At 44.8% G+C, this 12,008-nt stretch carries 10 protein-coding genes; 8 read left to right on the top strand and 2 right to left on the bottom strand.

What is annotated here, in order from left to right; translation table 11 throughout:
- Nucleotides 1-126: 126 nt before the first annotated feature.
- Nucleotides 127-1,806, bottom strand: a complete 1,680-nt coding sequence (locus tag OAG1_RS19580; RefSeq protein WP_338622423.1) for a PKD domain-containing protein — start codon at nt 1,804-1,806, stop codon at nt 127-129.
- A 469-nt stretch (nt 1,807-2,275) separates the two neighbouring features.
- Between OAG1_RS19580 and OAG1_RS19575 the strand changes: the two genes are divergently transcribed.
- The 6 genes from OAG1_RS19575 to OAG1_RS19550 all read left to right on the top strand — a co-directional run bounded on the left by OAG1_RS19575 (nt 2,276) and on the right by OAG1_RS19550 (nt 10,228).
- The gene (locus OAG1_RS19575) at nt 2,276-4,357 is read left to right on the top strand and encodes a glycoside hydrolase family 52 protein (RefSeq protein ID WP_338622422.1); all 2,082 of its coding nucleotides are present in this window, start codon (nt 2,276-2,278) and stop codon (nt 4,355-4,357) included.
- Between the two features lie 111 nt (nt 4,358-4,468).
- Nucleotides 4,469-5,572, top strand: a complete 1,104-nt coding sequence (locus tag OAG1_RS19570) for a helix-turn-helix domain-containing protein (RefSeq protein ID WP_338622421.1) — start codon at nt 4,469-4,471, stop codon at nt 5,570-5,572.
- Nucleotides 5,573-5,891: 319 nt separating this feature from the next.
- Entirely contained in the window at nt 5,892-6,995 is a 1,104-nt protein-coding gene (gene ugpC, locus OAG1_RS19565; protein ID WP_016401913.1) for a sn-glycerol-3-phosphate ABC transporter ATP-binding protein UgpC, read from the top strand.
- Between the two features lie 86 nt (nt 6,996-7,081).
- On the top strand, nt 7,082-8,341 hold the full coding sequence (locus tag OAG1_RS19560; RefSeq protein WP_016401912.1) for an extracellular solute-binding protein: 1,260 nt from the start codon (nt 7,082-7,084) through the stop codon (nt 8,339-8,341).
- A 54-nt stretch (nt 8,342-8,395) separates the two neighbouring features.
- Complete coding sequence (locus tag OAG1_RS19555) at nt 8,396-9,388, top strand: sugar ABC transporter permease (RefSeq protein WP_152783200.1); 993 nt, start codon at nt 8,396-8,398, stop codon at nt 9,386-9,388.
- Between the two features lie 9 nt (nt 9,389-9,397).
- On the top strand, nt 9,398-10,228 hold the full coding sequence (locus OAG1_RS19550; RefSeq protein ID WP_016401909.1) for a carbohydrate ABC transporter permease: 831 nt from the start codon (nt 9,398-9,400) through the stop codon (nt 10,226-10,228).
- A gap of 64 nt (nt 10,229-10,292) precedes the next feature.
- Here the strand turns inward: OAG1_RS19550 and OAG1_RS19545 are convergent, their stop codons facing one another.
- A complete protein-coding gene (locus tag OAG1_RS19545; RefSeq protein ID WP_040307223.1) occupies nt 10,293-10,532 on the bottom strand; it encodes a GlsB/YeaQ/YmgE family stress response membrane protein in 240 nt (79 codons plus the stop codon).
- 194 nt (nt 10,533-10,726) lie between these two features.
- Here OAG1_RS19545 and OAG1_RS19540 point away from each other — a divergent pair, with 194 nt between their 5' ends.
- The gene (locus OAG1_RS19540; RefSeq protein ID WP_338622420.1) at nt 10,727-11,338 is read left to right on the top strand and encodes a GNAT family protein; all 612 of its coding nucleotides are present in this window, start codon (nt 10,727-10,729) and stop codon (nt 11,336-11,338) included.
- Nucleotides 11,339-11,353: 15 nt separating this feature from the next.
- On the top strand, nt 11,354-11,980 hold the full coding sequence (locus OAG1_RS19535) for a DUF1349 domain-containing protein (protein ID WP_338622419.1): 627 nt from the start codon (nt 11,354-11,356) through the stop codon (nt 11,978-11,980).
- The last annotated feature ends 28 nt before the right edge of the window (nt 11,981-12,008 follow it).

Below are 12,008 nucleotides of genomic sequence, written 5' to 3'. Positions count from 1 at the left end.
CCATAGCAAACTCCGACAACAACAATCGCTGTTAGTGTGACTCTATCAGTGGTTCAGCCTACAACTTTGTTTCCTCCCCGCCTCCTTCCTGCGGGGAGTTTTTTCTATTAGCGTTTGGTCATTTTTTTAGTTAGAGCTTACCGCTATGGTACGGGTAAAACTGTCTTGGTCGTTGGATTGATCCGTGACGGTTAAAGCCACTTGGTAACTGCCTTCAGCAAACACATGCGAAGGATTAGCCAAGTTTGAGCTGCTGCCATCGCCAAAGTCCCAATGCCAACTCACTACCTCACTGGTGCTGCGGCTATTGTCGCTAAACTGAATGCCTTCCTCATTTGCTTGATAGCGATAGTGGCTTAATACACCTTCATCAAACAGTTTTATCTTCACTGTTTTAAAGGCTTGATTCACATCATCAGCAGCATAACCTGCCGCTAGTGCTTGTTGCTTGATACAGTGGGCGGCGCTTTCAAGGCTTAAGTTTGGTTGCCAGCAATGTTTAGCAGCATTCACATAAACTTGGTAAGTTGGCGCAATTCCCCACTTATTTGCCAGAAGGTAGAAGGGGTAACTTAGCATGCCAATACGCAGGTAGTAGTTGTCTCCTGCATCCTCATAATCTAGATAACTGGCAATAGCACCACCTTCTGTTTCGATTTGATCTAACTGGCGGGTATAACCGGCTGATTCTTCACCATGAACCCATACATCATCACCGCCGCTAAAGGCATGTTTCACCATGACTCCAGATATGTCGGCAAAGGCTTCATGCACTGTTTGCGCGTCTACGCTAATGTTCTGCTCAAATCCATCAAGCGGGCTAATTCTATTTAACACCCCGTGGGCTACTTCATGGGCGATATGATCGAGAGTGGCTAAATTTAGAAACAGAGGAACTCCATCGCTAAAGTTGGCGTAAGCGCCATCCCAAAAAATATACTGGGAGGATTGGCTACCGTAATGCACTCTAATGCGCAATTTGTCTGCCAAAGGCGGTTCTTTGAGTTGCTCTAAGAATACCTTGTAGACAACTGTGCCGTAAAACATGGCGTCATTAATGGCCGAGTAAGTCCATATGCCTTGGTCATCGGCCAAGGGTTTGTGAGTATTAACCGGATTGTCGCTGCACAAAAACTCATAGGCCGGGTAGGCTTGTTCGTTGGCTGTGAGTGCTGTTGGTTCGCCATCGTGGGCGCGAGGGTCGGTTTGATTTTGCATATCAATCACACTGACTAAGCCATTATCAAAAATACATACTCCGCCTTGATGATCAATGCGTTGTACGGCAATGTATGGGCGATCGTCGCCATATTGCCAAGGGGTTAAGTAGCTCCCTCCTGGCCCGGATAATAGTGCATTACCTTTAAAGTCATGAAATTGAACAAGTGTGCCTTGCTCAGACAGACCTTGAGCATTAGCTGGGTGCAATACTAGCGCGCTGGTATTTGCTGGAATACTGCTTTGTGGTGGTAGTGCAATAGAATAGGGATTATTCGCGCTGCTTTTAAACCATGCTTCACCAGTGGCTTGTCCATTTTCGTCGGCCCAATAAACCCACACCGAATCTGCAGCTGCATTAGGATTTTCAGTTTGCTGGTTTAACGTGATGGCTATAGTACCGCTTAACAAACCTGTATCCGGATGAGTATCAAGGATATAGGCATTATTAATAATGTTTTGTGGCACTTGAGCCACAGGCTCTGGGGCCGTAGCTTCGCTCCCTCCACCGCCACAAGCAGTGAGTACTATGGCGCTTAGCAGGCTAACAGCAATTTTTATCGATAAGTATTTGTTGAATAGGGGCATTGGCGCAGAATCCTTTTTAGCCTGTTGATGCGTCCGAGCAAGGTTAAGGTCTTCAATATACAGTACTGATAGAAATTTGATTATGGCTTCAGAGGCTTTATTGTAAGGCTTTGTCAGCTGTGCTTAGCAATCTCTAGCTACTATTTAACACCTTATTTCTGGGCTACAGTGAAGTCGCTTGCGGCGTTTGTTTTGCCACATGCCTTTACGTTTTTTCAATCTGCTATTTCCTTATGTCATAAAGCCCCAGCTTTTTATGACAGAACTCAAATCTTGCCGCTTATTTCTTTGAATCACTTATCTAGCTTGGGTAGATTAAATCTCATGAAAGCGCTTACACTGTTTTGGAGCTCTGTTAGCGCTAACAGTTTTGAATAATCTTGGTCGCTAAAATGCGTGGATTTCGCTAATTATTTAAAGTAATTGGTGAGGTTTAGCTTGCCGGCGCCTTAATTCCTTGGGAGTTATTATGGAACAAAATCAGCAGTTTTTTCATGCACACCACTCGCCTATGGGCGCGTTAGCGAGTTTTACAGTAGGGGAGTTTGGCGAGCATGGAGGAATGGGGCTGGAGTTAGGTGCGCCTTTTGCCGGTAACGTGTTTGTGGGTTATCAAGACGGTGAAGGTGTAGTTAACGCGTTTCCATTTTATAAAGGCGCCAACGATCAAAGTGAACGCTATGTGCAAAAGGATGACACTTCTAGCTTAACGGAACGCTTGTTTGACGATATCCAGCGTGATTATGCTTGGGCTAGCGATACTTTTGCCGCACCTGGTATTTCTTTTAAGGTGTTGAGTCCGTTTTTTGAAGTGCCTGATCCTAGCTTGGCAGAACACAAAAAGCTTAAGCAAGCTAGCTGTCCTGCAGTATATGTTGAGCTGAGTTTTAATAATGCTTCCGATAAAGACTGGACCGGTTTTTTTGCCTTGCAAGGTGACGAGTTACGTTGGAACAAACTATTAGATGGCGATGCCAATGGCATGGCAGGGGTAACTTGCCGTGACAGCATCGGTATTGCTACACAAAGCCCGGACGCACGTGCTTTTAGCCACTTTTCTGTGCAAAGTGCCTTGAGCAAAATGGGAAATAATGACTGCTTTATGTTGGGCCCCACTGCTGGGGTAATGATTGACGTGAAAGCCGGTGAAACAGTTACGCTGCGTTTAGCGCTAGGCTTTTACTTGGGCGGAAATGTTACTTTTAACCGCGCTATGCAATATTACTACACCCAGCATTTTACGGGCTTAACTGATGTGCTTGCTTACGGCCTAGAGCACTTTGACAGCTATGCAGCTATCGCTGAAGCGTCAGACAAGCAGCTGCGTGCGAGCAAACTCAATGACCACCAACAGTTTTTATTAGCGCATGCTACCCGCAGTTATTACGGCTCTACTCAGTGGTTATTTGATGGCACCGAACCAGTTTGGGTGGTTAATGAAGGCGAGTATTTGATGATGAATACTCTCGATCTAACCGTTGATATGCTGTTTTTTGAGATGCAGCAAAACCCGTGGACCGTGAAAAACACCTTAGAGCAATTCCTTAAGCAATATAGTTTTTATGACGAGATCTTCGACCCGGCTAACCCAGAGCAAAACCACAAGGGCGGTATCTCATTCACTCACGACATGGGTGTATCGAATAACTGGAGTCCAAAAGGCCATAGTTCTTATGAGGTCGCTGGTTTAGATCGTGCGTGCTTTAGTCATATGACCTATGAGCAGCTAACCAACTGGGTATTGTGTTGTGGAGTTTATTTAAGCAAAACCAATGACCAAGACTTTGCCACTGAGCAGCGCGGTACTTTAATTGATTGTTTGCAGTCTTTGCTTAATCGTGACCACCCAGATGCTGAGCAGCGTGATGGCATCATGAGCTTTGAGTCAGCTCGCACCGAGCAAGGCGGCGAGATTACCACCTACGATTCACTCGACCACAGTTTAGGCCAAGCGCGTGGCAATATTTACCTAGCAGGTAAGAGTTGGGCGGCGTATCTAGCCATTGCTAAAGTGTTGCAAGATCTGGGTGAAAGTGAGCAAGCAGAGATTGCTCTCGCCGCCGCTAAACGTTGCGCCGATAAGTTAAGCAACAGCTTTGATACGCAACTAGGCTATATTCCTGCAGTGCTTGATGGTCATTCCACCAGTGCGATTATTCCAGCTATTGAAGCCCTGGTTTACCCTTATGAGATGGGTTTGTTAGAGGCTGTGTCAGAACAAGGCCCTTATGGGGAATACATTAAAGTACTTAAAACTCATCTAAAATACATATTAAACGATGAACATTGTTTGTACCCTGATGGTGCATGGAAGCTCTCATCAACCGCAGATAATTCTTGGGTAAGTAAAATTTATTTAAACCAATACGTTGCGCGTAAAGTATTAAACATTGACCTAGCCAATAGCGTGGAAGCTGATGCAGCTCACCAACGTTGGCAAACACTAGGTGCAAGCAAACACGCATGTTGCGATCAGTTCAGTTCGGGTAAGCCAATTGGTAGTTTGTATTATCCGCGCTGTGTGACCAACATCCTATGGTTGAACGAATAATTAGTACCACTGCAAATATTCTTGGCTTAGCGCTAGCCGCTAAGCCAAGTTACAGGTACTAATACTCTTATACTGGTATTGGCCGCTAGTGTGGAGCAAAGGAGCCTTTAAATGCGTAAAGATAACGCTGTATTGTTATTATTGGATGTTAAACATCCCTATGACCGAGAGATATTGCAGGGCATTACGCATAACCCTAGTCCTATGGCTCGTTGGATGCAGCCTGAAGTAATGACTATTTCAGAAGCCAATTTGGTGAAACTTGATCGCTTTTGTGGGGTGATTGCCGATTTTGATAAGCCCGGAGTGGCTGCTTTTTGTGAAAAACTTTCACTGCCCTTAGTGGCTATTTCTGGTTCTCGTTTAAGCCTTCCTTCTCAAGCTCATTTAGCAAGAGTGAGCCCCGATAGCTTCGCCATTGTAGAACTCATCGTACAATCGTTTTTGGCTAAAGGTATTCGTCGTGTTGGCTTCTTTAGCGGGGTGCCAGCATTTACCGCTCCTTGGGTAAAAGAGCGTAAATTTGCGCTAGCCAAAATCGCCCTTAAATATCGCCTCGAATATGTAGAGTTAACCGTTCCTGAATTGGTGACGCCAGAGAGCACGGTAGGTGTGGTAGCGGCTTCTGATACTCAGGCCAGGCAGTTTGCCAGCCTATGCAACGATCAAAACATCAGTGTACCCGAGCACTATTCGTTAATTGGTATTGATGCAGACCCTACTGAAAGCGCTTTATCACCCATTTCATTATGCTCTGCGGTATTGCCGATTCGACAAATAGGTGAACAGGCCTTAGCGGTGCTGCAAGAACAAATCGAAGGTAAGCCAGCGCGTGAAGTTTTGGTACCCGCTACTGAGTTAGTAAGTGGCGCTTCTGCCGATAACGTTACCCAAACCGATCCCTTGATCACTAAGGCCTTATTCTTTTTGAATAGCAACTTTCACCGCCGAATCAAAGTGGAGCAAGTTGTCGACTATTGTGCGGTATCTCGCAAAACTCTTGAAACAAGATTCAAACAGGTTCTTGGTAAAACGGTACACCAGCAATTACACCAAGTACGTATGGAATTTGCTAAGCAGCAGCTGACTTCAACCTCTTCTTCAGTGGATGCCATCGCCGATGCCGCGGGCTTCTCTAACCAGCACTATTTATATTATTTGTTTCGGCAGGAGATGGAGATGACACCCAACCAATACAGACAAAAGTTTGCGTGATACCCCTCTGACATAGTTTTTCACACTATGAAAGCCTTTCTTAAGACAAATAATTGAGTTTTTTTTGGTGGCTGTTTCCCGCCAGTTCTGCGGTTTTAGCCAGTAAATATTATGTTTTATAGTTTAATTGTTGCTATTTGTCATGATACTGGCTTTTTTTATGACAGGCCTCAAATCTTAACCTTTATTCGTTTGAAGACCTTTTCAGGCTTAGCTAAAGTTGATTCCAAGAAAGCGCTTACATGGGATTTGAAACGGAGCGAATCTGTTGGCTCATATTAACGCCTCTCCACATTAAAACTTATGGAAATGAAACATCATGGCAGCAGTTACATTTAATAATTTGAAAAAACGTTTTGGTAAAACGGAAGTAGTGAAAAGCTTCGACTTGCACATTAATGATGGCGAGTTTGTGGTTTTGCTTGGCCCTTCTGGTTGCGGTAAATCAACAACGCTAAGAATGTTGGCTGGCTTGGAAGATATTTCAGACGGTGAGATTTTCATCGCCGATGAATTAGTTAACGACCTACACCCAATGGAACGTAACATCGCCATGGTGTTCCAAAGCTATGCGCTATACCCACACATGAGCGTTGAGCAAAACATTGCCTTTGGTTTGAAAATGACCGGCGTAGCAAAAGATGAGATTGCTAAGCGTGTTAAATACGCGGCAGACATGTTGGAGCTAACACCATTGCTGCAACGTAAGCCAAAAGAGTTATCTGGTGGTCAGCGTCAGCGTGTGGCAATGGGCCGCGCAATGGTACGTACTCCAGAAGTATTCTTATTCGATGAGCCTTTATCTAACCTAGATGCCAAACTTCGTGGCTCTATGCGTGCTGAGATTAAAACCCTGCACGACAAGCTAGGCACAACTACTCTCTATGTAACCCACGACCAAGTAGAAGCTATGACCTTGGCCGATCGCATCGTGATTCTTAAAGACGGTTACATTGAGCAAGTCGGTACACCAAAACAAATCTTTGAAGAGCCAGCTAACAAGTTTGTGGCTTCATTCATTGGTGCACCAGAAATGAATATGATCCCAGCAACTATTAAAAAAGCTGGCACAGTATCAAGCTTGGTATTCTCTGACCAACACATCGACTTACCTGCGATGTACAGCGAAGACAACCAAGTATGTACCTTGGGCATTCGTCCAAGTGACCTGTATCTACATCAACGTTCTATTGAATCAGAAACAATTGGTAGCGTGAAAGCTGATGTTATCGGCGTCGAGCTTCTTGGTTCTACCTACCACGTGCAGTGTGAGCTGGATGGTGCACGTTTTATTGCTGAAGTGGCAATTGCTGATGATGTAAACGCTGATATGGACGATAAAGTGGAGTTGTTCTTCGATATCTCGCGGATCCACTTGTTTAACAATGAAACCGGAAAGGCAATCTTGCCAAAAATGAACTAGTTACTCCCAGCGCTTGTAAAAGCGTAGGCGCACTAGCCAATTGCGACATTGAATAATAATAAAGTTCATGTACTTAGGAGAATAGGATGTTTAATAAAAAGAAACTTGGAACAGTAGCGTTAGCCCTAGGCACCACGCTGGCGTTAACCGCAACGTCAGCATGGGCAAAAACTACCCTAACAGTTGCTTCATTCCCAAGCTTTGACCAAGCGGTAAACTCAGCAATTCCGCTATACAAGAAGCTTCACCCAGAAGTAGAAATTAAATTAGTTTCACTTGCATATGGTGACCACCACAATGCAATGACTACTGCTCTTGCGACTGGCGGTAACCTGCCTGACGTAATGGGTATTGAATATGGCTACATTGGCCGCTTTGCAGCTTCTGGTGGCTTAGAAGATCTGCGTGCCGCTCCTTACAGCGCAGAGCAATACGAAAAACTATTCTCTAAGTTCACTGTTCCACTAGCTACCGGTGGTAGTGGTACTTTGGCTGCTATCCCAGCCGATATTGGCCCGGGTGCATTGTTCTACCGTGAAGATATCTTAGAAAAAGCAGGTGTAACGAAAGCAGACCTAACTAAAGATTGGGACTCTTACATTGCAGCTGGTAAGAAAATTAAAGAAGCAACAGGTTCTTACCTTGTTTCAAGTGCGACAGATATCAAAGACATCGTAATTCGCAGTGGCCTAAAAGACGGCCAAGGCATCTACTTTGATGCAGATAACTCTATCACTGTTGAGTCAGACCGCTTTAAAGAAGCATTCCGTTTAGCGAAAGCGGTTCGTGAAGCAGGTATCGATGCTCAAGTAGGCGCATGGAGCTCTGAGTGGACCGAAGGTCTACGTCGCGGCACTATCGCTTCGCAAATGATGGGTGCTTGGTTAGGCGGTCACTTAAACGGTTGGATTGCACCAGAAAGTAAAGGCTTATGGCGCTCTTCTCACCTACCTGCAGGCGCATACGCTAGCTGGGGTGGTTCATTCTACGGTATTCCTAAGAAAGCTAAAAACAAAGAAGCAGCTTGGGAATTCATTAAGTTCATGACTATGAACAAAGAAATGCAAATTGCTGCATTCCGTGATTTAGACGCTTTCCCTGCTCTTATTGAAGCTCAAAACGATGATTTTGTTAATCAACCAATTGAGTACTTAGGCGGCCAAGTGGCTCGCGTAGAGTGGAAAGAAGCTGCTGACCGTATTCCAGCAATGGACGTACACAAGCATGATCCAGTTGCTGAGCAAATCATTAATGATGCTTTAGAAGCTGTACTAGAGCGTGACGCTGACATCGACACTGTGTTAGCTGACGCTGCGAAACAAATCAAACGTCGCGCTAGACGTTAATATTAACACTGAGGGAGCTCGCCTCCCTCTCTTTCTTTTTGTCGGGAGTTAAAGATGTCTTCTGTCGAGTCTGCCGTAAGACCACCAGTAGTTAAAATTAGAAAGCGGACCCTAAAGCAGCGACTAAATGCTAGTGGCTATAAGTGGGCTCCTTACGTATTTGTCAGTCCATTTTTTGTTATTTTTGCTGTGTTTGGGTTATTTCCCTTACTGTTTTCTTTATTTCTATCGTTTCATTACTGGGAGCCGGCAGCTGGTTTAGCCGCCATGGAATGGGTAGGTATCGAGAACTTTACCTTTACCTTAACCGATGATTGGTTCCAAACATCTGTTTACAACACGATTTGGATAGCCTTGGCTGCGGGTATTCCCCAGCACGTAGTAGCTATACCACTGGCTTATTTTTTACATACCAGCTTTAAACGCAGCCGTAACACGGTAGTGGGTATGTACTTCTTACCTTTCATTACCTCGTCGGTGGCGATTTCTTTGGTATTCACTACCTTGTTCTCGCGTGACTTCGGCATGATTAACATGCTGTTCACTTCGGCAGGTAACTGGACAGTAGGCGACATTCAACCTTTGGCTTGGTTATTCCCAACCGCCAATATTGACTGGAACCGACCTGAATATACTAAAACGATGATTGCTTTCGTAGTGTTCTGGCGCTACGTGGGGTGGAACACGGTATTGTACTTATCTGCAATGCAAACCATTCCAAAAGATTTATACGAAGCGGCAACAGTAGATGGTGCTAAACGTTGGCAGCAATTCTGGTACATCACTGTACCTATGCTTAAGCCGATGATGTTCTTCGCAGTAACCTTAACCATTATTGGTAACCTGCAGTTGTTTGAAGAACCATTCATTATTACTGGCGGTACCGGTGGTATTGAGCAAGCAGGTAAAACAGCTGCAATGCACATGTACATTACCGCGTTCGTAGAGGGTGACTTTGGTACTGCATCAGCTATCTCTTGGATTCTGTTTGCTCTGATTGCCTTCCTCACCTGGGGTAACAATAAATTGCTCGGTGAGAAGAAGTAGGACCGAATTATGAATAAATTAACTAAAAGCCATATCATTGCTTATTTCATCGTGGGGATGGGCTCAATCATCATGTTGGCCCCGTTCTACTTCATGTTTGTATTTGCAACGCATACCAACTCATCGATTCTATCGGTGCCACCCCCAGTGTGGTTTGGTGGAGAGTTCATTAACAACGTAGGTATTTTGTTAGACGCATTGCCGTACTTTTGGCACAACATTGGTTTGAGTTTCTACGTAGCGTTAATTACTACTATATTGAACTTATTCTTCTGTTCGTTGGCGGGTTATGCATTTGCGATGTTTGAGTTCAAAGGCCGTAACTTAATGTTCATTTTGATTATGGGCACCATGTTATTACCTCCATTCTTGGGCATGATTCCAACCGCTTTGATTATGTCTAAGCTGGAATGGATGAACCAACCACGTGCGCTTTACATTCCAATGGCTTGTGGTGCAATGGGTATCTTTATGATGCGTCAGTTCATCTCAAGTGCGATTCCAAAAGAGCTTATTGAAGCGGCTCGTATGGATGGTTGTAACGAGTTTGCTATTTACTGGCGTGTAGTGGTTCCGCTTATTACACCAGCCTTTGGTACGCTTGGTCTTATTACCTTTATTGGTCAGTGGAACAACTTCATGGGCCCATTGGTTGTAATGAACGACATGAAGATGTTTACCGTGCCGCTAGCACTACGTGCGCTGCAAGGTACAGGTCAGGTACCTTGGGGTGCAATTTGTGCCGGTGCCGCGATTGCGGTAGTGCCATTAATGATCTTGTTTGTGATGACTTCTCGTAAGTTGATCGACGGCCTAACAGCAGGTGCTGTGAAAGGTTAATCAAGTCTTAAGTAACAAAAAAAGCCAGCTTATTAGCTGGCTTTTTTGTTTCATTTTTTGCGGCTTATTTTTTCACAATACTCACGATGTAGAGCAATATAACTGCGCCCACTACTGCGGTAATCAGCGAACCCAACATACTGGTACTGCCAAAGCCCAGTAAACCAAAGACAAAGCCCCCAATTACCGAACCAACAATACCCACTACAATATTGCCCACTACACCAAAGCCGCCGCCTTTCATAATATTGCCGGCTAACCAACCCGCTACCGCGCCAATCAGTAACCAAATAATGATGCCCATAATGATCCTTAGTTTGTTGTGAAAGTTTGCTTGTTGCAGCCAACAATAGAGAGTAACGGTGCTGCAATCACTACGCTTAAGTGTAGTCAAAACAACAGCGCCTGTAGTTTGATTTTTAACCACACTTTTTGCTTTCTATTCATCTGCTTGCGTATTAATCTGAGCTGTACTAAATAGCCAATTTGGAATGCGCGATGAGCCAACAGTCTTACTTAATCGAAACCGAGTTAGCCAGTGATGATGTATTGCTTAGCCCTTTGTTACCAAGTCATCGAGATGCCTTACTCAGCGCCGAGGCCGATGGCAATTTGAGTAAGCTGTGGTATACCAGCGTGCCTAACGCCAGCAACATTGATGCGTATTTAGATAGTGCTTTGTTGCAAAAGCAGCAAGGTGTGGCTTTGCCCTTTGTAGTGCTGGATAAACACTCAAATAAATTGATTGGTGCAACCCGTTTTTGCAATGCCGATGTGGTGAATAAAGGCTTGGAAATTGGCTATACCTGGTACGCTAAAAGTTACCAGCGTTCGGCGGTAAATACTCAATGTAAGTTGCTGCTGTTAGGCTACGCATTTGAGCAGCTTGATTCGATTGCAGTAGAATTTAGAACCCACTGGCATAACCAAGCATCGCGCGCGGCGATTGCCCGTTTAGGTGCGAAACAAGATGGCGTTTTGCGTAACCATAGTGTGGATGATCAAGGGTGTTATCGTGACACGGTGGTGTTTTCAATTACTAATCATGAGTGGCCTACGGTTAAGCGAAGCTTACAACACAAGCTAGCGCGCTATTCGCCAAGGGCCTAAGCCAGCAGGAGTGAAATGATGAAAGACTTTTCACAAGGGCAATGGATTAACCGCCCTAAGCAATTTGTTTTAGACGAAACCCAGTTAGTGATCGAAACTGAAGCCAATACCGATTTCTGGCAGCGCTCCTATTATGGTTTTCGCAATGACAATGCACCGGCACTATTGATTGAGCGAGCAGACAACTTTAGCCTGAGCGTGAAGGTAAGCTTTAATTATCAAGCTCAGTTTGACCAAGCTGGGGTGATTATTTACCTCAACGACGAGAACTGGTTTAAAGCTTCTATTGAGTATGAAACAGCTAACTTATCGCGGCTGGGATCGGTGGTCACTAACTTAGGTTATTCCGATTGGGCCACGACAGACATCGCTACTCCACAACACATTTGGTATCGCTTAAGCCGTCGTGGACCAGACTTTTTAATTGAGTACGCTAAAGACGGAGTTAACTATCAGCAAATGCGGATTTTTCATTTGCATCAACTTGGGGCTACCTCAGCGGAGCAAAGCGAACCGCCGGCTGCTGCAACTTGTTCGGTCAAGTTTGGTTTGTATGCTTGTAGCCCGTTAAATTCTTCGTTTAAGGCTCAATTTGAACAACTTAGTTTGGGCGCGTGTATATGGCGAGCACACAAAACGTAGCCGCCGTTTGCCAATGAAACAGCCTTAG

The organism is Agarivorans sp. OAG1, from assembly GCF_037076485.1.
GTDB classification, from domain to species: domain Bacteria; phylum Pseudomonadota; class Gammaproteobacteria; order Enterobacterales; family Celerinatantimonadaceae; genus Agarivorans; species Agarivorans albus.
This window is presented reverse-complemented; position numbering and strand designations above follow the sequence as displayed.